This window comes from Clostridium guangxiense (assembly GCF_021043395.1).
In the GTDB taxonomy this organism is placed as follows: Bacteria; Bacillota; Clostridia; order Clostridiales; family Clostridiaceae; genus Clostridium_S; species Clostridium_S guangxiense.
In genome coordinates, this window is record NZ_JAJNKE010000002.1 from 230,102 (window position 1) to 254,512 (window position 24,411).

Consider the following 24,411-nt stretch of genomic DNA (forward strand, 5'->3'; position numbering starts at 1 on the left):
TAATTTTATTTATATTAATTATTATCGGCAGATTGAACATACTAAAAATGGAGGTGAAATTTGTTGAAAGGTAAAATTTTGTGTGGTTTTATGGCTTTTGTTTTGACAATTAATTGTTTTTTCTATAGTGCAGCAGCTCAAAGTAGCAGCAAGACTTTAGATAAGCAATCAGAGAAGCAGGAGGAAATTAAAGAATATATAAAAGAACCTGTACTAGATCAGCTCAAAAATGTATTTTTTTCTAAATATTACAATGGACTTAGTTCTAGAGCATATGAGTGGTACTATATGAATCCAGGCAAAAATGTAACTCCTGGACCACCAAAGGAATCTTCAAAGTTTGTACCTAAATATGACTGCTATTACATGGGAGATCAATCTAAAAAAATAATATATCTAACCTTTGATGAAGGATATGAAAAAGGTTATACAGGAAAAATTTTAGATGCCTTAAAAAAGCACAATGTTAAAGCAGCATTCTTTGTCGTTAAACCGTATATAGCTCAAAACCCTGATTTAGTAAAGAGAATGGTTAACGAAGGGCATTTAGTATGTAATCATAGCGCAAGGCATCCATCTATGCCATCAATAATAGATGAGAATAAATTTAAAAAGGAACTTACAGATGTTGAAGATGCCTATACAAAAGTAACAGGTAAAAAAATGCCTAAGTATTTTAGACCACCTATGGGAAGATATAGTGAATTATCTCTTTATACTACAAAAAAATTGGGGTATAAGACTATATTCTGGAGTTTTGCTTATGAAGATTGGGAACAAAATAAACAGCCTTCTCATGAATTTGCAATAAAAAGAATAATGGACAAAACACATAATGGTTCTGTACTTCTTTTGCATGCTGTATCAAAAACAAATAGTGATATAATGGATGAACTTTTAACTAGATTTGAAAAAGAAGGATATAAGATAGAAACAGTAGATGAACTGGTGAAACAGTAGTGTTTTATGCAATTAAATCCAATTAATAAACCTAAAGTGGTTGGTTACACTATAAAAATAATACGAACCAAGAATCAGAGTACAAAGTACAGAGTACAGAGTATAGTAATAGTCCTTTACTGTACTTTGTACTCTGTCATCTGTACTCTGGTTTAAGGTTTGGATTATTTTTTAAATTCAATAAGATTTTTTTATTTATTGAAACTTTTTATACTCGTAAGTTATCTAATGTATGTAAGATAAAAGGTGCTGCAGCAGTTGAAAGAAGGTAACAAATGGATGTAGAAGAGCTTGTTATAAAAAGCAAAAATGGGGATATTTCAGCATTTATGAAGCTTTTAAGAGAAAAAGAGGAGCTTATATATAAAATTTCCTTTACTTATACAAAAAATAAATATGATGCTGAGGATTGCATATCGGAGGCGGCAATAAAGGCTTTTGATAAAATAAAACAATTAAGAAATCCAGAAAAATTTTATTCATGGTATATTTCTGTTCTTATAAATGTGTGTAGAAGAAGCATTAGGGAAAAAGTAAAAGCATCTTCAGAGGAAGAATTGAATTTTGTAAGAGATGAATTTTCCTATAGGTCTGTTGATGATAAAATTATCATTGAAGGGCTTCTTTCTAAATTAAAAAAAGACGAGAGAGATATACTAGCACTTAGGTATCTTAAGGATTATTCCATAAAAGAAATATCAAATATTATGGACATGCCTTTAAGTACGATTAAGACAAAAATATATAGAAGTTTAAATGTTTTGAAATGTATAAATGGAGGTCTTAAAAATGAATACTAATATTCCGGATGATTTAATGGATAATGTTGAAAGAAAACTTAGAAAGCATGTTAAAAATAAAAGAAAAAAACTTCATATGGCAGCAGCAGCTTTAATTGGATGTGGAATAATTTTGCCAACCTCTGTTTTTGCATATGCTCAGTATACAGATAGTATTCCTTATAAACAGGAAATAGACTTGGCCCGTCAGCACAATAATATTACTAAAATAAATAAGGTTTTTAAATATAAAAATGTTACCTTTACTATAAAAGAAATTGTCGCAGATGATACGGGTATGGAGGTTATTTATGATGTATCTGATCCAAGGTATTCTATAAATAGTGTTAAATTTGGCGATAAAGATGGTAAAGCATTTACAACCTGGGGATACACTACTCCTAATGAATATTTAAAAGATAATGAAAAAGCTTTTTGTATAACAATGGATAAAGATGCTATAAATTATATGCATGAGAATCCTGTCACTATACAAGTTTACACTGTTGCATTTAGTGATGGAAAAGGTTCGAAAAGTTTACTTGCTGACTTAAATGCATTTATTTATGGAAAAAATTCGAACTTGAAGGTCGATTGGTCATTAAAAATGCAGGTTCCAATGCAAAAGACCAAAACAATTAATATAAATAAAGAATATGCTCTTGATATAGGTACTTTAAAGATTAATTGCCTTAAAGTTGGAGTGCTCAAAAGCATTTTGGATTACAGTTTTGTTCCTAAAGACAAGAGTATATCAATGGTACATCCTATGTTTTCCATAAGATTAGGTAATGAATATGTAAATGGAGATATTGGAGAGGACTTTGGACCTGGAGGTGGAATGGCTATTTCTAATAAGCCTGGTGGAAATGTTGAATATGGAGTTGGAGAAAATGTAGGATATTTTGGAACACGTGAATTTGAGTCTGTATATTATAAAAATTTGAGCCAAATAGGAATAAAATTAATTGCTATGGAAGTGAAATATAAGTCTAATAATTCACAAGTATATAAGATAGATAAAAATAAGCTTCCAATGGAGATTAATTATAATGGAGAAAAAATTAAAATAACTTCAATTGAAGAAAAGAAGGATTCTACAAATTATAATGTAGAATATGAAAAAAATAATAAAATATACAATAGTGTTGAATTTGATTTTTGTCAGCCGCCTTCAAATGATTCATCAGAAAATAATGGCTGGAGGGAAATTCCTAAAAGAGGTAAAGTCAAATTTATAGATCAAGCCTATAGAGATAAAGTGTATGCTTCATTAGTTAAAGAAGTTCCTAATCTTAAGGATATTGAAAAGCAGATTAGTATTGACGGAGAAAGTAATGCCCTAGAAGATGCTAATATTAGTGATAAGATAACAGTGAAACATAAGGAAACTAGTACTCCAACAGAGTTCAAAATTTTAGGTGCAGATAAAAATTTAATTTATGATGAAGATGAAGTTATAATAAATAATTCTTATAGATAATTAAAGAACTGATTGGCTGAGAGTAGTATTTCAGCCAATTTTACTTGTTAAATATAAATTAGTGAGTTATAATAATCATAATATTTTGAAAGGATAAGGTATGTAAGCGATGCGAAAGTAATCTTTTTTAGAACAAATAACATCACAAGGTTTTAAAAATATGTACACGAGTATGTTTTTTTGTGATGCAATAATATTCTAGAGAGGATTACTACATACTTTTATATAAAATTGATTATTTATTGTACAATAAATATTGCGAACCAATTTAATCAATGCACAATGCACAGTGAAGGTATAAAAAGATTACAAATATATAGTTTTAGAAGGATAATGGACTCTGTCCAAACCTCGCATATGTTGATCTTCCTTTCGTCAGATAAATCTAAAATTATATAAAAAACTGGTATGATGTTCAGCTGGCTGAACGAACATAACAAGGTATTATCTTGAAATGGCGTAAGCAATAAGTTTTAGATTTTCTGTAGTGAAACGGAAGAAAATCATCCTTCATTGTGAACTGTGCATTGTGAATTGTGAATTGATTTAGTTCGTAATATTTAAAAAGGGTACATTAAATTTAATGATTAAAGTATTTAGTTTCTCTCTAACCAAATGGGAGGAATTTTTTTTATGCTAAATTTAGAAATAAATAATTTAAAAAAGTATTTTGGAGATAGATTAATTTTAGAAATAGATAATTTAAAGGTTTATAGTGAAGATAAAATAGGTATAGTTGGAGTAAATGGGGCGGGTAAAAGCACACTACTTAATATATTTTGCACAAAAATTGAAAAAGATGAAGGGGATATAAAGCATTATGGAAGTTATTCTTATATAAGTCAGCTTGAAGAACCTAATTATGAATTTAAGGATAATGAATTATGCAGTAAATTTAATTTGAAAAATAAAGACAATAGTAATCTAAGCGGTGGAGAAAAAACAAGGTTTAAAATAGCAGAAGCCTTTAGTAAAAAAAGCAGCATTTTATTTGCAGATGAGCCAACATCAAATTTAGATATATCAGCTGTAAAAATATTTGAAGAAATGCTGTTAAATTTTAATGGTAGTGTAATGCTTGTTTCACATGATAGAGAACTTTTGGACAGTGTTTGTAACAAGATACTTGAAATTGAAAATGGAAAAGTTAAACTATATGACGGAAACTACTCTCAATTTATAAATCAAAAGAAAATGGAAAAAGATAGAAAAGAGTTTGAATACACTCAGTATGTAAAGGAAAAAGAAAGGCTTGAAAGGGCGGCAGTTAAAATTGAAAGTAAAACTGTATCAATGAAAAAGGCACCTAAGAGAATGGGAAATTCTGAAGCTAGACTTCATAGAAAAATGGGAAATCAAAAATCTAAGGCAAAGTTAGATAAAACAAGAAAGGCTATTTATTCAAGAATTGAGCACTTAGAGGCAAAGGAAAAAGTTGTGAATGTAGAAAAGGCAAACATTGATTTTGAGGCATTAAATAAAGTACATTCTAGAGTTGTTATTTCAGGCGAAAATATTAATAAAGCATTTGGAAAAAGAACAATATTTAACAATGCTGAATTTGAAGTATTTAGTGGGGCTAAAGTGGCTTTAATTGGAGATAACGGCTGCGGAAAAACAACCTTAATAAAGATGATACTAAATGATAAGGAGAAAATAAAAATTTCAAAAGCACTTGAGATAGGATATTTTAGCCAGGATTTAAGCATTTTAGATGAAAGTAAAACAGTGCTTTACAATGTGATGAAAACTTCTGTTTATGATGAAGCTTTTGCAAGACTTATTTTATCAAGACTTTTGTTTAAAAGAGAAGATGTATATAAAGAAGTTTCAGTTTTAAGCGGAGGGGAGAGAGTAAAGCTTTCTTTTGCGCAGATGATTCTTACAGGAAGCAATATGCTTATATTAGATGAGCCAACTAACTATCTAGATTTATATTCAATTGAGGCATTAGAAGAGGTTTTGAAAGATTATGCCGGAACAGTTTTATTTGTATCTCATGATAGAAAATTTATAAAAAAAGTTGCAACCGATATATTTACTATAAAAAATCATAAAATAAATACCTTTAGAGGAAATTATGATGATTACTTGAAGTTTATAAATAAACCTAAGGATGTAAATGTTAGTGCTAAGAACGAGAAAATGATTTTAGAGAATAAATTATCTGAAATCATAGGAAGGCTTTCTATGCCTGAAAAAAATGATGATATTCAAGAATTGGATGCGGAGTACAAAAGGATTCTCAAAAGGCTTAGAGAAGTAAAACAAAGCTTATAAAGGGCTACTGTGCTGAAACTTAAGTTATACATGTTTCAAAACGCCATGTTCTTGGCATTATGAGGCATGTATAACTTAATAGTTGAGCCGGTAAACCTATAGCAGGTATATTAGTAGCTGTAAATCATAAAAGAGTATTTAAAGAAAAATATTTCGGGTGTTATTTCTGAAGCCAGTTGGTGTATCTCCTGTGTATTTTTTAAAAATATGACTGAAGTACAAGGGATTATCATATCCAACCATTGCAGCAATTTCACATACATTGTAGTTAGAATCAAGCAGCAGATTTTTAGCTTTGGATAAGCGAGCTTGAATAATGTATTGATTGGGTGTCATTTGAGTAAAATCCTTAAATATTTTTATGAAGTAGTTGTAACTTAAATTGTTCTCCAATGCGAAATTTTCGATATTGATATTCTCTTGATAGCTACTTTGAAAAAATTGTATTGAATTGAATATTATATCGTTTTTAGCATGATGTGCTGTATTTTGTTCTGAGGTGTCACGAGACATATTTGCTACAATTTCTTGTAAGTATAATTTTGTTAAAAGCAAGTAATTGGATCGTTTTAGTTGAATTTCTTGAATTATTTTATTAAACAAGTCATCATATTTATTATTTATTGATATTGTATAAAAACCAGTATGTGAATAACCAGAATTTTTTAATAAAGAAGCTGCATTATGTCCTGTAAAGTGAATCCAATATATTTCTGGATTTTCATGAAGTAAATAATGATAATTTTGTTCGTAATTTGGAAAATATACAATAAAGGTTCCTGCTTTTGCAGTTTGAAAGGAATTACCAAATTTGTAGTGTCCAAGTCCATTTGCAAGGTAAAGAATTTGAAAATCACGTCGTCCACATGGTCTTATTGTTTCAAATTTGTTTTTAGTGATTAATTTTTGATGTCCTACACTATTAACAATAATATCATCACTGTCATCTTCAATTCCTTCAAAAGTTTCTTGATAGTATCCAGTTATGTTCAGCATAATAACACCCCCAAATTACTTTTAAATTAGAAATTACAATGTTCAAATGTACCCAGTTAAACTGGAATTTAACTCAGAGTACAAAGTACAGAGGACAGAGTACAGTGAAGGATGATTTTTCTCCGCTGTCGCTACAAAAAATCTTAAACTTAATGCACGCAAAGCGCTTAAAATATAGTGCTCAGCGTAGCTGACACTATTAAGTTCTAAGATTTACCTGAGAGAAACGAAAGGTAAATCCACCTTCACTGTACTCTGTACTTTGTACTCTGTGCTCTGAATCAACTTCCAGTTTGTCAGGATAAATTTGATGTTGGTAGTTTTAACATTTCCAGTCATTCATCCATCCATATTTAAGCTCATTATAGCATTGCTATTTTAAACTGTCTATTCAAAAAATAGTTATTTTGTGCATGTTTTCAGTTAAAATGTTTATATTAATGTGCTGCAGTGAACTATATAATGAAGATGGATACGAGGTATTAATAAATGACGATGATGAGCGGATTAAAACATGAAAAAAATTAAAATATATAGCACTAGGGTTGTCGGAATTTCTTGAAATAAGATTTGATATCTTGTGTCAAAAATTTTGTAGAGGTGATAGAAATGTTAAATATCGAAAAATATTGGGAAGATTTAAATGTTATGCATTTAAACAGATTGGAACCAAGAGCTTATTATATACCGTATGCCGACCAGGAAACTGCGATTAACAAGAAGAGAGGAAGTTCTCCTTATTATCAGACTTTGAATGGAAGCTGGAAATTTAGATATTATCAAAGTGTAAGATTAGTGGAGGATGGATTTTATAATAAAGACGCTTGTGTAAACGATTGGAATAATCTCATAGTTCCATCCTGCTGGCAGGTAAACGGCTATGACCAGTGTCATTATACAAACACAAACTATCCAATACCATGTGATCCACCATATGTGCCAAATGAAAATCCAGCTGGAACTTATGTCAGAGAATTTAATATATCTGAAAAATGGAAGGGTAAATCAAAATATGTGGTTTTTGAGGGAGTAAACTCCTGCTTTTATCTTTGGATTAATGGTGAGTTTGTAGGATATAGCCAGGGAAGCAGAATGCCTGCTGAGTTTGATATCACAAATTATGTGAGAAGCGGAAAAAATAAAATGGCAGTATTAGTACTAAAATGGTGTGACGGAACTTATTTAGAAGATCAGGATCTATGGCGCTTTTCAGGAATATTTAGAGATGTATATATGCTTGCCAGAGAAGAGACTCATGTTGTAGATATATTTAGTAGGCAAGAACTGTCAGCAGATTTTAATAAAGCTTCATTGAATTGTGAAATAGAAACTATAGGAAGCTGTGATATAACAATAGAGCTTACAGATGCTGAAGGTCAAGTTGCTGCTAAAGGTAAGAAGGCTATAGCTGGCAAAGGTAATATACAGCTGGAAGTAGAAGAACCTACATTGTGGAATGCAGAAGCACCATACCTGTATAAATTATATGTTTACAGCGGCAGTGAGGTACTTTTATTTAATATTGGATTTAGAAAGATTGAAGTATTAGATGGTGTATTTACTGTTAACGGAAAGGCAGTAAAGTTAAAAGGCGTGAATCGTCATGATTCTCATCCTGAGCTAGGACAGTCTATTCCTTTAAATCACATGAAAGAAGATCTCATGCTTATGAAACGTCATAATGTTAATACCATAAGAACCTCACACTATCCAAATGATCCACGTTTTCTCGATTTGTGTGATGAATACGGTTTTTATGTGGTAGATGAAGCTGATCTAGAATGTCATGGAATGCATAGCGCAGGGCTATTCAAGGACGGAACCTTCCATGTGCTTGCAAAAAACCCCCAGTGGAAAAAAGCATTTTTGGATAGGGCAGAAAGATTAGTAGAAAGAGATAAAAATCATCCTTCTGTTATAATATGGTCAATGGGAAATGAGTCAGGTTATGATATAAATCATATTGCTATGGCTAAGTGGACTAAGGCTAGAGATAATTCAAGATTAGTACATTATGAAGGAGCAGCAGAGATTTATAAAGGCAGCACAGATACAGAATGTCTTGATATGGAAAGTAGAATGTATGCTTCTACTGAATATATAGAGGAATATGCGCAAAATGAAGATAACAAGAAACCTCTTTTTCTTTGTGAATATTGTCATGCAATGGGAAATGGTCCTGGAGATTTAAAGGATTACTGGGATGTGATATTCAAATATCCAAAATTAATGGGAGGTTGCGTTTGGGAATGGTGTGACCATGGAATAAAAACAGAAACACCTAATGGAAAAGAGTTCTACGCTTATGGTGGAGACTTTGGTGATAAGCCTAATGATGGGAATTTCTGTTTAGATGGGCTTGTATATCCTGATAGAGAGGTGCATACAGGTCTTCTTGAATTGAAGAAGGTTATAGCACCTATAAGGATAGAAGCAGAAGATTTAAAAAAAGGGACAATAAAGGTTACCAATTTATTTGATTTTATTAATTTATCAGATATAGAATTGTGCTGGAGAGTTGAAAAAGATGGAGAAACTGTTCAGCAAGGAGAAATTAAAGAACTTGATGTAGCGCCTCAAACATCACAAGTACATGAGTTAGGGTATAATATTCCTAAATCATCAGAAAATAGATTTTTCCTTACAATAAGCTGTGTCCAAAAGAAAGATACGCTTTGGGCAGAAAGAGGCTATGAGATAACTTTTGAGCAGTTTGAGTTACCAGTTGAAAAAGCTGAGCATTTCTCAATACAAAATATTCCTTTTATTAAAGTAGAGCAAAAGGATACATTGGTTACTATAGAAGGTTTTGACTTCTGTCATGTATTTGATCTTTACAGTGGAGCTTTTACAAAAGTATCAAAGAACTATGTAGATATGATTACTGATATGCCGAAATTTAATATATGGCGTGCACCAACAGATAATGATAGAAATATAAAGGATAAATGGACAAACGAAGGCTATGAAAGAGCAGTTACTCATGTGTATGATGCTAAAATTACAAACAGCTCAGATACTTTTGTGGAAATTACTGTGAATTTTTCACTTGCGGGATATAGTAGATTTCCTATTCTTCACGGAGAAGCTGTATGGATTGTAGACGGAACAGGAGAAATATCACTTAAGGTGAAGGCTAAGGTTAGAGAAGGAATTGAGTTCCTTCCACGTTTCGGATTACAGCTTATAATGCCAAAGGGTACTGAGGAAGTAGAGTATTTTGGCTACGGACCTCACGAAAGTTATATAGATAAAAAGCAAAGTGTAAAAAAAGGAAAGTATTTGATAACTGTGGATGAAATGTTTGAGAATTATCTTATGCCTCAAGAAAATGGTTCAAGATTTGGAACAGAATGGGCTATTGTATCTAATAAATTTGGTATGGGACTTAAGTTTACAGGAGCTTCTGAGTTCTCCTTCAATGCAGCACACTATACACCAGAAGATTTAACAGAGGCTGGTCACCCATACGAACTTAATAAAAGAAAAGAAACTGTGATAAATATTGATTATAAAATGAGTGGAGTAGGTTCAAATTCTTGTGGACCAGAACTTCTTAACAAATACCGTTTGGATGAAAAAGAATTTGAATTTAATTTAAAAATAGCTCCTATTTTTAAAGAAGAATAATATAGATAGACAACTTGAAAGGTTAAAATGACTAATGCCAAATTAATGCTGCTAAATTGAAATTTGAAGCAGTTCACAATTCACAGTGAAGGATGATTTACCTTGAAAAATCATTCTTCACTGTGAACTGTGCATTGTGCACTAAGTTAAATTCTAATTTGTCAGGATAAATCTGGAACTTATAAATTTCAATAGTTGAAGCGGTATATCTATTGAATGACGAACTATTAATAAATAAAATGGAAAAATACTCTTATAGTATAATAAAAATATTACATTTAGATATATAAAACAATTGAGATTTTAGTATTTATTTAAAATAAATAAGCAGCTGCATTAATGCAATAGCTTATTTACTCAAGAGTGCTTTCATAATTTTAAGGGCTTTACTTTTTTTTTCTGATGTAGCCATTACTACAATAAGGCTATCATTGCTTTTAGAACCAAGCTCACTTGAAAGTTTAGAGCTTTTCGTATATATTCCATAAGTACCTAAATGACCAGACGAATTGGTTTTAGTTAAAAATTTATAATTTGATTTTTTTAAGGAAGAAAATCCTTTCAGTGTTTCTAAGTTTAAAAACATACCAGAAGAAAAGTTTTGTTCAAAAAATTTGGGGTCTACAATAGACATGTCTATATCTTTTGCAGTGATTTTTGTGGCTAATACTTGAAACGTCTGAGGGTTTGAGGCAAGAGAAGCTTTATCAGTAAATACTGAATTTAATGTAATGATTTTTTTCTTGTCATTATTTAATATAACTTTATTAATGTTATTTTTTACGGTGGCTAAATTATCTTGACCTATGTAATCACCAACATAAGTTATATTATAATATTCTTCTTGCTTTGTGGCCATAGAATATATAAGAGACACTATTATAGCAATTAATATTAATAAGGCTAGGATATGTAATTTATAGTAGTCCCAGATATAAGATCTTTTTTCTTTAAAAGACATGTTTTTTATTATTTTGGCGACTTCCGGATTTTTCATAAATTAAATCACTTCCTAAGTTAAATGTTTACATCCGTAATATAATATTTAATAATATCATAAATAAAAGGTTTAAACAAATATTTGTTTACTTAAATTATAATGGTTATAGATATTATTTAATATATATGATATAATAAAATTACATTAAACGTTTACTGAAAAGAAGGTATTATTGTGGAAAATGAAAATGTTAAAAGACCTACAATTAAAGATGTAGCAAAAATAGCAGGTGTATCTGTAGCTACAGTTTCAAGAATAATTAATGGATTAGATGGTTATTCTGAAGAAACACGTTTAAATGTTATGAAGACTGTTAATGAATTAGGGTATAGAAGAAATGCTGTTGCTGCTCATTTAAAAATAAAAGAAACCCATGCTATAGGTGTACTTATGCCTAGAATCGATACTGGGTTTTATACGGAAATACTTAATGGAATAGAGGATGCTGCCCATAAAAATAATTATAGTGTAATAATTTGTAATACTGGAAATTCTGGTATTAGAACAATGGAGTATTTAAATGTTTTATGTGAACGTCAAGTGGATGGAATAATTGTATGCAGCATGTCACCAACAGAAGATTTTGATAAAGAAATTCTAGAAACACGCATACCAAGTATTCTTGTTTCAACATTATCTTATAGATGCGCTCTGCCATATGTGAGAGTTGATGATTATCAAGCTTCTTATGCAGCTGCATCATACTTAATTAAAAATGGGCATAAAAAAGTGGCAATGTTGTCAGGTCCTTTAAGTGATCCTATTGCAGGAATTCAAAGAATTAATGGATATAAACAAGCTCTTATTGATAATCAACTTGATATAAATGAAAATATTATTAAATACTCTAAGTTTAATTTTGAAGCTGGCAAGTTAGCTATGAGAGAACTTTTAGAGGAACACGATAAATTTACTGCAATATTTGCTGCTTGTGATACCTTAGCTGTGGCGGCATTGTCTGTAGCTTATGAAAATGGAATTAGTATTCCAGATGATATATCTGTTATTGGATATGATAATACTAAAGAAGCATCTATGTGCATACCACCGTTAACGACTTTAGCACAGCCATTGTCTGAGATGGGAAAAAAGGCTTTTAATATGATAATAAAAAAAATAAGTACTAAAAGTGAAGTTGAGAGCATAATTATGCCGTATAAAATTATAGAAAGATCTACGGTAAAAAACATATAGTAGATATTTTTTGCAAATTACGTAAACGATTAACCAAATTTAAAAAATTTTTTATAAAGATAGACTATATAAAGGGTTAATAAAATATTAAAAGGAGTTGATATTGTGGATAAAAATTGGTGGAAGAAAAGTGTGGTTTATCAAATTTATCCAAGAAGTTTTAAAGACAGCAATGGTGATGGCATTGGAGATATAAAGGGTATAATTGAGGGATTAGATTATCTTCAAAAGCTTGGAATTAACGTATTATGGTTATCGCCAATTTACAAATCACCTAATGATGATAATGGATATGATATAAGTGATTATAGGGATGTAATGGATGAATTTGGAACAATGAGAGATTTCGATACTTTGCTCGAAGAGGCACATAAAAGAAAAATAAAAATCATAATGGATTTAGTTGTAAACCATACATCCGATGAGCATGAGTGGTTTAAAGAAAGCAAGAAATCCAAATATAATAAATATAGAGATTATTATATTTGGAGAAGTGGCAAAAATGGTGAGCCGCCTAATGATTGGATTTCATTTTTTAGCGGATCTGCTTGGGAATATGACAAGACAACAGAAATGTATTATCTCCACTTATTTTCTAAAAAGCAAGCTGATTTAAATTGGGAAAATTCTGAAGTTAGAAAAGAAGTTTTTGATATGATGAAATGGTGGCTTGATAAGGGAATAGATGGCTTTAGAATGGATGTTATAAGTCTAATAGCAAAGGATATTGAAATCACTAGAGAGCAAGATTCTAAAGTAACTATGTCAATTATACCTAAAATAAATGAGGAAAGAGTCCATGAATATTTAAAGGAAATGAATAGTGAAGTTTTAAGCAAATATGACATTATGACAGTTGGGGAAACACCAGGAGTAGATCCAGAGAAAGCTTTAAAATTTGTTGGAGAAAGTAGAAATGAACTCAATATGGTATTTCAATTTGAGCATGTAGGAGTAGGAGATGGACCAGATGGAAAATGGGGGAAAAGTGAATTTAATTTAAAAGAATTTAAAGATATAATGTCAAAATGGCAAGATGCGCTTGAAAATGGCGGATGGAACAGCTTATATCTAAGTAATCATGATCAACCAAGGTCCGTTTCAAGATTTGGTAATGATACAGAATATAGAGAAGAATCAGCGAAGATGTTAGCTACATGCATTCATATGATGAAGGGAACACCTTATGTTTATCAAGGGGAAGAGCTTGGTATGACAAATGTTAAGTTCGAAAGCCTGGATGATTACAGGGATATAGAAACCTTTAATGCATATAAAGATTATGTTGGAAGTGGTAAAAAAACAAAAGAAGAGATGATGGAGGCGATTTATAAAAGAGGAAGAGATAATGCTAGAACGCCATTTCAATGGGATGATTCTGGGAATGCAGGCTTTACTAGTGGAACACCTTGGATAAAAGTTAATCCAAATTACAAATATATAAATGCAAAAGCTCAAGTAGACGATGAAAATTCTGTGTTTAATTATTATAGAAAACTTATAAGCTTAAGAAAGCAATATGAAATCATAGTTAATGGAAAATACGAGCTTATTCTTGATGATGATGAAAATATATATGCATACTTAAGAAAGTTAAAAAATGAAATCTTGCTTGTAATGTGTAATTTTAGTGATAAAAATTCAGAGTTTAATCTACCGGCTGATATAAAGTACGGCAAAAAAGAAAAAATTATTTCTAATTATAATGTTGATTATGATGAAATTGAGAAAGTTGTTTTAAAACCATATGAAGCTAGAGTGTATTTGTTAAGTAATAAGTAAATTGATTTTTAAATAGAGTAAAGAGTGAAAATTAAAATGAATGATTGTGGGCTGTCGCGCTAAATATAAAAAATTGCGAACTAATTAAAATGAAGGGTTTTACGATGTTTGATACGTAAAAGGTGAACTTTTCTACTTCCGGTAAAAAATTAATGTAAATATAAGAAGGATAATGGGCTTTGCCAATTATCCTTCTTATGTATTTTCCTCCTTTTTACTATTATAATTACTTAGTAATTTTTATCTTAAGTGCCTTTTTCTTTTATAAATAAACAAGAATACTGTGCCGCTTAGAGTAATTATAAGTCCAATTTCGATTAGCAGTATTGTATCTAAGGGTGAGCCTGTTTGAGGAAGAACTGCTAATGTATTTTTGGAAGTATTTGTAGAAGCAGGTGCTGCAGTATTTGAGTTATTTCCAGAAGTAGCATTATTTCCGCCAGAATTTGAATTATTTCCACCAGGATTAGTATTTCCGCCAGGATTGTTGCTTGGTGATGTAGTCTTAACAGGAACAACGTAATTTGTATTATAGATATCCTTTAAATTTGACAAGTTAAGTCCAGTTAAATTGTAATTAGATAAAAGAATTATGCCAGATTGTGCAGGAATATCTACAGTAACCTTGCCATTAACTACAGTATAATGCTCTGCAGGATTAAGGGCATTTATGAGTCTTATTCCATCTGGAAGCGTAGGTACGTCTAGCGTAATTGAAGATATTTTGTCAGTTCGTCTGTTTACAGCTATAACTGCATGATCATTTAGAGCATCACGAGTATACGCTAAAACGTCATCCTTATAATCTGAAGGAACGCTTATAGGTGTTATATCTCCTGTTCTTAATACAGCATTGCTTTTTCTTATAGCAATTAAAGTTGAATACCACTCAACTAGATCTTGATTTCCTTTACCCCATATCATTCCACGGCGATTGTCAGGGTCATCTGCACCAGCAATTCCAGCTTCATCTCCGTAGTAAATACATGGTGTACCTGGATATGTCATTTGTATAAGAGGTATCATTTTCATCTTTGCAAAAGCTTCTGCTGAAGGCTGATCAGCAATAGCTTTTGTGCTCTTTGTAGCTCCATCAAAAGCTGATATTATTCTTTGAGTATCATGGGAATCTACAAGATTAAGCATAGCTTCAAAAGCTTCTTTAGGATATTGTTCTCTCATAGTTTCAAGTTCGTTCATAGCCTCTACAGCACTGTATTTGGTTGTGTTATCATCTGTAGTACCTTTGACAAAGTTCATTACAGGACTTCTAAATCTGTAGTTCATTACTGAATCATACATATCTCCAAGTAGGTATTTTGATGCGTCAGTCCAAATTTCACCTATGATGACATTGTCGCCTTCACCTTTAACGGCTTGTCTAAAGTGTCTCCAGGTTTCATCAGAAACTTCATTAGCAACATCAAGTCTCCAACCATCGGAACCTTGTTTTAACCAGTAGGTTGAATTGGCATCAGGTCCATCAATAATTTCGTTAGCCCAAGTGGTAACATTGTATTCCGAACCATTTAAAGCTTGAATTACAGGCATTGAGTCATAACCGTCCCAACCTTCATAATCATAGTGTTCAGGGTCTCCAGCAGCAGCTGCAACTTTTTTATTACTTATTTTAAACCAATCTTTATAGTGAAAATCTGTTATTCCTTGAGAAGTTAGATCTTTAGTTACCTTTTTTTCTGCATCACTTTGACTTAATCCGTTTAAGTTCATTAAATCATAAACTCTAGACCAATATTGATATGCACCTATAGGTTTTCCCTTAGCCATATATTTACCATATCTATCAAAATAAACAGAGTCATCTGATACATGGTTAAATACACCATCGAGAATTACGTGCATCCCCCTTTTATGAGCCTCATTTGCAAGTGATACAAAGTTATCCATTGAACCTAATATAGGGTCTACATTACGATAATCTGTTGTATCATATCTATGGTTTGATATGGATTGACTTATAGGATTTAGATATAATACATTTACTCCTAGTGATTGAAGATAGTCAAGTTTCTTTTGTATTCCTATTAAATCGCCACCATATATTTCATTAGACCACTGGCCGTCGCCCTTCATACCTTTATAATCAGGATTAGGTTTTCCATCAGCTGTAAATTCTAGTGTAGGATCTTCAGGAATTGAATACCAATCATTATAAAATTCATAGCTAGTGTTTCCTCTTGCAAGCTTTTGAGCAGTATCATTTGAAGTATCTCCGTTAAAAAATCTATCCGGAAATATTTGATAAACTACTGCATTTTTAAACCAATCTGGAGTTTTGTAATTTTTATCATAAACATTCATGTCATATAATTTTACTTTTCCAAGGTCATTAGGTGCTCCTGGTCCAAAGTATCCATCATCATCACCATAAGCTTTTACATCGGAACCATTAGTGGCTATAAAATAATATTTGTCCATTTCTATAGTAGAAGATGTATAAGTTGCTGTCCACTTATCATTTCCATCTGAAAAACTGCCATTCAATTTCATCTCGATTTTTTGTATTCCCTTTGGAGTTTGTAATATTAAATAGGCATTAGTTAGATCTCTCTTAGCGGCTTTTAAATTAAAAGTAACTGGTGAATCTGTAGGAATTGCGCCGTAAAGAGATTTATAATCATCGAGCTTTGAGTTAAAGTATAGGGCAGATGTATTTATTTTTTTATCAGATAGATCATTGAAAACTATATCTGTATTGGGATCATAGCTTATAGTAACGACTCTATCCGAAGGGACATTTAGCTCGCCAACTTGAACCTCTTTATTTTCCATTTCTAATTTTAAATCTTTATAATCTCCTTTTTTTAAGGAAATTTTTGCTGAATAAATTCCAGTAAGATTGTCATCCCTTAAATAAGTGCCATCAGGTATTCCAGTGCCAGTCAGCTTTATATCTATTTTTTTATAACTAGTAGAATCAACTATTAAATGAGAGTCATCATTATACCAGAAGGTAACGTCTTCATTTATAGGAACGGTCATTTGTATATTATCTCCACCAGCTCTTGCATTTGCTCCATAGTTTTCGGTCCAGTTACCGTTTGCTGCAACTTTATATTCATAATTTCCAGCAGGTATATTTTTTAGCGTTAATGTGTAAATGCCATTGCCAAGGTAAGTCATTGTAGTCTTTTCAGATGCAGCATCCCAACTTGAACCATCAACAGGTACTTGAATACTTCCTGGTACTACGATTTTTCTTCCTGAGTATTTTGGAAAACTAAAAGTTGAATTTCCATCTGAGGCTAAATTTGAATTTGCTGGATCTATAACATAGTTACCATCTTCAACAAATTTGTATTCATAGGATTTTGCGTCATCACCAAGTCTTAAAGTAATAGCCCAATTTCCATTTTCATCTTTTGTCATAGCCTTTTTGTTAGTTCCCCAGTCAGTGAAATCTCCAGCAATATATACTTCTTTGGCATTATCATTTTTATATGAAAAAGTTACGGTTCCATTATCATTTATAACGGGACTTGCTAATTTTTGTGGAATAGTTTGAAGACCAAGTGCAGTAGAAACTTTATCATTATTATTAATTGAATCATATAAAGATTTATTCTTTATATCACAAATAAAAACAACAAATTTTCCTCCGGAAGGTACTTTTATTGAAGCATTGTTAGTACCATCAGGTATAGCATTATCCCAAGAGTAATTAAGACAAGCTTTATATTGATAAGTACCTTCAGGAATAAAGGCACTATAAATATATTGTCCGTTGCTATCTAGTGGATAAAATTCAAAGCCTTGAAGTTTTTCATTCCAGTTATCATTTCCTTTATTTCTTATTTCACCTATAATAGAAACTTCAGGAGATAAAATGCTGTTAGTGCATATATTTAAATCAGGATTAGAAACAAAAGTTACATTTTGATCCTTGTCCAAAGAAAATTTTATATTGTCATTAATTTCTCCATTTGACCATTTATGATCGTAAGCAATTTTGTATTCATAGCTTCCTTTTTTTAGAGCAAAAGTTTTTTTATAAAATCCATTTCCGATATAATCAAGGTCATAGCTGGAATCATCAGGAGTCCAATCTTTTCCTCCGCTTTGAGCAAGTGTTCCAACTACAGTTGCAGTACTTTTGAATTTATCTGGATTGTTTATTGAGTCATATAATGTTTTATTTTTAAAGTCAACCTTAAAGGTAACTTTACCAGCTTTTGTAACATTTAATGCTTTGTTTTTTCCTCCCTTTTCGAAGTTATCGCCATAACTTTCATCCCAACTTCTATTTAGAGCAATTTTGTAATTGAAGTTACCAGTTGTCTTAAAATCAATAGTTAACTCATATAATCCATTTGAAAATTCTTTCATAATGGAAGCAGAGTTTGTAGGGTCCCAATCATTTCCCATATCCTGTGCTTTTAAGAAATCTCCTACAAGAGTAACAGTAGAGTCAGCTGGCGGCAGGCTTTCATTTTCAGCAGCTTTTATATTTATACCAAAGTTAGGTATTAAGCTGAATAAAAAGAAAAATACTGTCACAAAGCTTAAAAGTTTTGTTTTTTTGTTTTTTTTCATTAATAAATTCCCCCCTAAATTAATGCAATCGATTGCACAAACAAATGCAAACGTTTTATTTCAAGAAATATATTACACCATTTAAGATATATTTACAATAATTACATAAAAATAAATTTTCATATTTAATTTTTTGACCTTGTGTGGCAAATTTAAATTATTATGGTTTAATAATAAGTCAGCATAAGGGGGAGGAAATTAAAATGAAGAAGAGAGTAGTATTTCTTAGTTTTATTGCAGTAGTAATGTTATTTACTTTAAAGGTTAAAGCAGCAACTTTTAAAGATAATCAAGTTGTGCAAGCTACTAAAGTTTGGAACATCCATTTTAATCAGGAGGTCTCATTTGATGATCTATCCAAGCAAGGAATTATAGTAGTAGATAGCAGTGGAAATAAAGTAAATATTACATTAAGCTTAGGAAATGATAATAAAACAATAGTGGTAAATCCGCCAGTTGATGGGTATAAAGGGGGAAATACATATAAATTAATTATTGCAAATACGGTTCATTCTAAGAGAAATATAAGTATAAAGCAGCAAATTGCAATGAATTTTAGTATTGAAAATAATAGTGAAGATGAAATTGTGACATTTAAAGATGCTAATTTAGAAAAGGTTGTTCGTGATGCTTTAAATAAACCTAATGGTACTATTTATAAAAAGGATGTAGAGAAAATTACATCATTGGAAATGGATGAAAAAAATATAACTTATTTGGATGGTATAGAAAATTTTATAAATTTAGAGGACTTTTCTGCAATTAAAAATGACATAAAAGATATTACTCCATTAAAAAAATTAACTAATTTAAAGTGGATTTATTTAGATGAAAATAAAATAGACAGCGTAGATCCTTTGGCAGATTTAGTTAATTTAAAAGGTTTGTCGATGAAAAAAAATAACTTGGTCGACATAAGTGGGTTGAAGCGTTTAACGGAATTACGTACGTTGTATTTAGATAATAATGAAATAAATGATATAAATCCATTAAGAAATTTGTATAATTTAATTGCTCTGTCTGTAAATGAAAATAAGATTAATTATATAGAATCTCTAGGTGGTTTGCAAAATCTGGAGGATTTAAGTTTGTCGGGTAATTGTATAAGTAATATAGAAGTATTGACACAATTAAATGATTTGAGATATTTAACTTTATACGGAAATTTTATTGGCAATATAGACTGCCTAAAAAACGTAAAAAACTTAAGAGCAGTGGATGGATTCTTAATTAGTGATTTAGATAAATATTTTAAACTTTATTATAAGGCTAAAGAAATTATAGAATCTTCCATTAAACCTAATATGTCAGATTTGGAAAAAGAGAAAGCCATTCATGATTATGTTATTTTAAATACTAGATTTGATTATGATAATTATTCAAAAAATGCAGCACCACCTGATGATTATAATGCTTATGGAATACTAATAAATGCTACAGGAGTGTGTGAAGGTTATGCCGAGACGACAAAATTACTGCTTAACATGGCTGGAATTAATTGTATTGTAGTATCAGGACAAGCTAATAATGGTACATGGGAAAGTCATGCGTGGAATATAGTACAAATAGATGGTAAGTATTATCAATTGGATACGACTTGGGATGATTCTGTGCCTGATAGAGCTGGGTATGTCAGCTATAATTATTTTAATATAAGTGATGATGAACTGTCGAAAGATCATAAATGGAGTGATGACTATCCAAAATGTGAATAGCAAATCAATGTAAAAGGGATTACTTATTTAAAACATAGTTTAATAAAAAAGCAGCAGATTTCATATTTGGCAAATCTGCTGATTCTTATATTTTTGAAGGAAACTAATTAGCTATAAATATAATTTTAATATTAATTTAATAAGAACATTGTCCATATGAATTTTTATAATTTAATATGTCCTCTTTTTTTATTATGCCTATAAATACATTGTTGTCATCAACTACAGGAACAAAGCTTTTATTGTTCATGGAGTTTTCAACATCTTCTATTTCACAATCAATTCCAACAGGCTTATTTATCATATATTTAACTATATCTAGTATTCCAATTTTATTTAAATCCTTAAATTCAAGTTTAGGTGAAGTATTGATTCTAGCAATTAAATCATCCTTTGAAATAACACCAGCATATTCACCTTTGTTATCTAAAACTATAATTTGCATGCAATTATAGTATCTCATTCTTTCAAGTATTTGTCTTATTGTAGAAGTTAATTTCGCATAAACTACTTGTTTTTTAGGAGTTATAAAAAACGCTACATTCATAATTGTTAACCTCTTTTCGTATTAATATTGTTCAGCAAGAAGTTTAATTAATAATATTATTTACAAGTTTATTATATATAAAAATTAAAGCTATGTCCATACTATGCTTGCTAATTAATTAAAAATTAACAAATATTTTTGATAAATTAATAAATGATTTACAAATGTAAATGTTTTTAATAAAAAAGTATCAATAAAATGTATATGTAAATGAAATTATTATGAACTTTGTGGAAAATAAATTCCCAAAGGTATAATTTAACATAAATATTTGCTATAATGATAGCATATTTATATTTAATGTATTTTTATATCATAAAGAAGGAAATATAAAAGTATATAATGTGTGATGAAAGAAGAAAATATATTTAAGTTTTAAATTGGCTAGAAGATTTAATTAGATTAGAGAATAAGGAGGAATAACAATGAATTCTTTTAATAAGGATGGTATTTATCACGGATTTAAATTTATATATGAAGAAGAAATTAAAGAAATAAGCTCCAAAGCCTTTATGTTTGAACATGTTAAAAGTGGCGCGAAATTACTTTATCTAGAAAATGATGATGATAATAAAGTTTTTTCAATAAGTTTTAGAACACCACCAAAAGATAGCACAGGCGTATTTCATATTTTAGAGCATTCTGTACTATGTGGTTCAGATAAATATCCAGTTAAGGAACCTTTCGTTGAACTTTTAAAAGGATCTTTAAACACATTTTTAAATGCATTTACTTTTAGCGATAAAACTATGTATCCTGTAGCTAGCAAAAATGATAAGGATTTTTTAAATTTAATTGATGTATATATGGATGCTGTGCTTCATCCTAATATATATAAAACAAAGCAGATACTAGCGCAGGAAGGCTGGCATTATGAACTTAATAAACCTGAAGATGATATAACATATAAGGGTGTTGTTTATAATGAAATGAAGGGAGCATTTTCATCACCAGAAGGAATTTTAATGAGAAAAATACAAAATTCCCTTTTCCCGGATAATGCATATGGCTTTGAATCTGGAGGAGATCCTAAAGACATTCCAGAATTAACATACGAAAACTTTATTGCTTCTCATAAAAAATATTATAGTCCTGCAAACAGCTATATTTACCTTTATGGAGCCATGAATTTAGAAGAAAAATTAGAATATCTTGATAGAGAATACTTAAAGCATTACGAGAAAATAGAAGTCGATTCAAAAATAAAACCTCAAAAACCAATAGGAAATAATGTTGAATTGGTAGAGGAATATCCTATATTACCTAATGAAGGCGAGAAGGATAAAACATATTTGAGTCTAAATTTTGCTATATCAGAATCAACAGGCCCCGAAACGTACCTTGCATTTGATATACTTGAATATCTTCTCCTTGAAAGTCCTGCTGCTCCGCTTAAAAAAGCACTTTTAGAATCAGGAATATGCAAGGACGTATTTGGAATTTATGATAACAGTATATTGCAGCCGTTTTTTGCAATTACTATTAAAAATTCAGATGAAGACAAGAAAGAAGAGTTCAAAAAAGTTGTTTTGGAAACTCTTAAAAAGCTTATTAGTAAAGGTATAGATAAAAAACTTATAGAGGCAGCAATTAATGTAAAAGAGTTTCAACTTAGGGAAGCGGATTACGGAAGTATGCCAAGAGGACTTGGTTACAGTGTAAAAGCTATGGACAGTTGGTTATATGATCAAAGCCCACTTATAAATTTAAAATTTGAAAATACTTTGAAAAAAATTAAAAAAGCTCTAACGGAAAATTATTTTGAAAAGTTAATTGAAAAATATATTTTAAATAGCAATCATGAGAGCTTAGTAATAATAAAACCATCAAAAGCGGTGGCAGAGCAAAGTGCAAGATCCATAAATGAAAAGCTTAAGGAATTTAAAAAGTCTTTAAGTGAAGATGAAATAAATAAACTTGTTTCGGAAACGGAAAGTTTAAAGAAGAGACAGTCTAGTGAGGATTCTCCGGAGGACTTAAAGAAACTTCCAATGCTGTCTCTAAAAGATATAAATGAAAACTCAGAGAAACTTCCTATTTTAGAGAAAAATACAAATGGAATAAAAATGCTCTATCATGAAATATCTACTAATAAAATAGCATATTTCAATTTATATTTTGATTCTTTGGATGTTCCAGCAGATAAAGTTAAGTACTTATCTCTTCTTGAAGAAGTATTGGGAAAAATTGATACTGAAAAATATAAATATGAAGATTTAGCAAATGAAATAAATATAAAAACCGGAGATATAAGCTTTGTAAATAGCATTTTTGTAGATAAAAATACATCAGATAAGTATTATCCTAAATTTACAATAAAGTCTAAGGTTCTTCAAGATAAAATTGAAGATGCTCTTAAAGTCATAGATCAAATAATGTTCCACAGCATATTTGAAAATAAAAAAAGACTTAAAGATATAATTCAAGAGATAAAATCAAGAATGGAAATGTATATAAATGAAAATGGTCAGTCTGTGGCAGCAAAGAGAATTACTTCCTACTTTTCAACTTCTGGAAGATATAGTGAAGAGTTAAAAGGTTTAGAGTACTATAAATTTATGTGCGATATTGATAAAGATATTGAAGGTAAATATGAAGAAATAAGTTCAAATTTAAAAGAAGTTTCTCAAATGTTATTTAATAAAGATAATCTTATAATAAGCTTGACGGGAGATAAAGATGTTCTTTCAGAATTTGAAAATAAACTTTCTAATCTCAATATTCCAGATAAAAAAACCGAGAGTAATAATGAATTTCCTAAATTTAAAGAAATTAAAAGAAATGAAGGACTTATTACTTCAAGTAAAGTTCAATATGTATGCAAAGGCTTCAATTTTAGAAAACTTGGATATGATTATTCTGGAAAGTTAGAAGTTCTTAAAAATATATTATCATTAAACTACCTTTGGAATAATGTAAGAGTTATGGGTGGAGCATATGGAGTTGGTACGGCAATATCAAAGAGCGGAGATTTCCTATTTTGGTCTTATAGGGATCCTAACTTAAACGAAACTTTAGATGTATACAATAATGCATACAAATTTATAGAAGACTTTAAGGCAGATGATTATGAAATGACGAAATATATAATAGGAACTTTTGCGGGACTTGATGCACCACTCACTCCGAGGAAAAAAGGTGAACGTTCCGATGAAAATTACTTTAAGGGAATAACGGAAGATGAGATACAGAAATGGAGAAAAGAAGTTTTAGGTACAAAGAAAGAAGATATAAATAAATTTTCAAAGCTTTTGAAAGATATTACGGGCAAAAATTATATCTGTGTGCTTGGAAATGATACTAAAATTAAAGAAAATGAAAGTGAGTTTAGCAGTAGTATAGAAGTATTTGAATAAAAATAAAACAGCTGAAATTTAAAATTTATTTGTACTGAAACGACATCTTCTAGGCATTATGGTGCATATATAGTTTTTTAGTTAAGCATTTTTACTATATATTTTATGGAGAGGACTAAAGAAGTCCTCTCTATT

13 protein-coding genes are annotated in these 24,411 nt (G+C 30.3%); 9 read left to right on the forward strand and 4 right to left on the reverse strand.

Going from position 1 to position 24,411, the window contains the following annotated elements; all coding sequences use genetic code 11:
- The first annotated feature begins 60 nt into the window (after nt 1-60).
- The 4 genes from pdaA (at nt 61) to abc-f (ending at nt 5,502) form a co-directional block, all read left to right on the forward strand.
- A complete protein-coding gene (pdaA, locus tag LQK79_RS02945) occupies nt 61-960 on the forward strand; it encodes a delta-lactam-biosynthetic de-N-acetylase (RefSeq protein WP_407928504.1) in 900 nt (299 codons plus the stop codon).
- A 275-nt stretch (nt 961-1,235) separates the two neighbouring features.
- Nucleotides 1,236-1,760, forward strand: a complete 525-nt coding sequence (locus LQK79_RS02950) for a sigma-70 family RNA polymerase sigma factor (protein ID WP_053242913.1) — start codon at nt 1,236-1,238, stop codon at nt 1,758-1,760.
- A complete protein-coding gene (locus LQK79_RS02955) occupies nt 1,750-3,222 on the forward strand; it encodes a DUF4179 domain-containing protein (RefSeq protein WP_053242912.1) in 1,473 nt (490 codons plus the stop codon). The genes LQK79_RS02950 and LQK79_RS02955 overlap by 11 nt, the downstream gene beginning before the upstream one ends.
- Before the next feature lie 633 nt (nt 3,223-3,855).
- Nucleotides 3,856-5,502 (forward strand): ribosomal protection-like ABC-F family protein, encoded by a 1,647-nt coding sequence (gene abc-f / locus LQK79_RS02960; protein ID WP_231015471.1) that lies wholly within the window; start codon nt 3,856-3,858, stop codon nt 5,500-5,502.
- Between the two features lie 138 nt (nt 5,503-5,640).
- On the opposite strand, the gene LQK79_RS02965 is transcribed toward abc-f, so the two are convergent.
- A complete protein-coding gene (locus LQK79_RS02965; protein WP_053242911.1) occupies nt 5,641-6,498 on the reverse strand; it encodes a helix-turn-helix domain-containing protein in 858 nt (285 codons plus the stop codon).
- A gap of 609 nt (nt 6,499-7,107) precedes the next feature.
- Between LQK79_RS02965 and LQK79_RS02970 the strand changes: the two genes are divergently transcribed.
- The gene (locus LQK79_RS02970; protein ID WP_231015472.1) at nt 7,108-10,128 is read left to right on the forward strand and encodes a glycoside hydrolase family 2 TIM barrel-domain containing protein; all 3,021 of its coding nucleotides are present in this window, start codon (nt 7,108-7,110) and stop codon (nt 10,126-10,128) included.
- Nucleotides 10,129-10,477: 349 nt separating this feature from the next.
- Here LQK79_RS02970 and LQK79_RS02975 read toward each other — a convergent pair whose 3' ends face one another.
- Nucleotides 10,478-11,125 carry a hypothetical protein gene (locus LQK79_RS02975; RefSeq protein WP_231015474.1) on the reverse strand — a complete coding sequence of 216 codons (648 nt, stop codon included), beginning with the start codon at nt 11,123-11,125 and terminating at the stop codon, nt 10,478-10,480.
- Between the two features lie 177 nt (nt 11,126-11,302).
- Between LQK79_RS02975 and LQK79_RS02980 the strand changes: the two genes are divergently transcribed.
- Together LQK79_RS02980 and LQK79_RS02985 are read left to right on the forward strand one after the other, a co-directional pair.
- On the forward strand, nt 11,303-12,322 hold the full coding sequence (locus LQK79_RS02980; protein ID WP_231015476.1) for a LacI family DNA-binding transcriptional regulator: 1,020 nt from the start codon (nt 11,303-11,305) through the stop codon (nt 12,320-12,322).
- Between the two features lie 105 nt (nt 12,323-12,427).
- Nucleotides 12,428-14,104, forward strand: a complete 1,677-nt coding sequence (locus LQK79_RS02985) for a glycoside hydrolase family 13 protein (RefSeq protein ID WP_231015477.1) — start codon at nt 12,428-12,430, stop codon at nt 14,102-14,104.
- A gap of 240 nt (nt 14,105-14,344) precedes the next feature.
- Here LQK79_RS02985 and LQK79_RS02990 read toward each other — a convergent pair whose 3' ends face one another.
- A complete protein-coding gene (locus LQK79_RS02990) occupies nt 14,345-18,658 on the reverse strand; it encodes a pullulanase X25 domain-containing protein (RefSeq protein ID WP_231015478.1) in 4,314 nt (1,437 codons plus the stop codon).
- A gap of 203 nt (nt 18,659-18,861) precedes the next feature.
- Here LQK79_RS02990 and LQK79_RS02995 point away from each other — a divergent pair, with 203 nt between their 5' ends.
- Nucleotides 18,862-20,373 (forward strand): leucine-rich repeat domain-containing protein, encoded by a 1,512-nt coding sequence (locus tag LQK79_RS02995; RefSeq protein WP_231015479.1) that lies wholly within the window; start codon nt 18,862-18,864, stop codon nt 20,371-20,373.
- 136 nt (nt 20,374-20,509) lie between these two features.
- Here LQK79_RS02995 and LQK79_RS03000 read toward each other — a convergent pair whose 3' ends face one another.
- A complete protein-coding gene (locus tag LQK79_RS03000) occupies nt 20,510-20,920 on the reverse strand; it encodes a CBS domain-containing protein (protein WP_231015481.1) in 411 nt (136 codons plus the stop codon).
- Nucleotides 20,921-21,345: 425 nt separating this feature from the next.
- Between LQK79_RS03000 and LQK79_RS03005 the strand changes: the two genes are divergently transcribed.
- Complete coding sequence (locus tag LQK79_RS03005; protein WP_231015482.1) at nt 21,346-24,276, forward strand: insulinase family protein; 2,931 nt, start codon at nt 21,346-21,348, stop codon at nt 24,274-24,276.
- Nucleotides 24,277-24,411 lie beyond the last annotated feature (135 nt).

Coding starts and splice junctions, on each gene's coding strand:
- LQK79_RS02950 (WP_053242913.1), top strand. CDS start 1,236: ATGGATGTAGAAGAGCTTGTTATAAAAAGCAAAAATGGGGATATTTCA.
- LQK79_RS02955 (WP_053242912.1), top strand. CDS start 1,750: ATGAATACTAATATTCCGGATGATTTAATGGATAATGTTGAAAGAAAA.
- abc-f (WP_231015471.1), top strand. CDS start 3,856: ATGCTAAATTTAGAAATAAATAATTTAAAAAAGTATTTTGGAGATAGA.
- LQK79_RS02965 (WP_053242911.1), bottom strand. CDS start 6,498: ATGCTGAACATAACTGGATACTATCAAGAAACTTTTGAAGGAATTGAA.
- LQK79_RS02970 (WP_231015472.1), top strand. CDS start 7,108: ATGTTAAATATCGAAAAATATTGGGAAGATTTAAATGTTATGCATTTA.
- LQK79_RS02975 (WP_231015474.1), bottom strand. CDS start 11,125: ATGAAAAATCCGGAAGTCGCCAAAATAATAAAAAACATGTCTTTTAAA.
- LQK79_RS02990 (WP_231015478.1), bottom strand. CDS start 18,658: ATGAAAAAAAACAAAAAAACAAAACTTTTAAGCTTTGTGACAGTATTT.
- LQK79_RS02995 (WP_231015479.1), top strand. CDS start 18,862: ATGAAGAAGAGAGTAGTATTTCTTAGTTTTATTGCAGTAGTAATGTTA.
- LQK79_RS03000 (WP_231015481.1), bottom strand. CDS start 20,920: ATGAATGTAGCGTTTTTTATAACTCCTAAAAAACAAGTAGTTTATGCG.
- LQK79_RS03005 (WP_231015482.1), top strand. CDS start 21,346: ATGAATTCTTTTAATAAGGATGGTATTTATCACGGATTTAAATTTATA.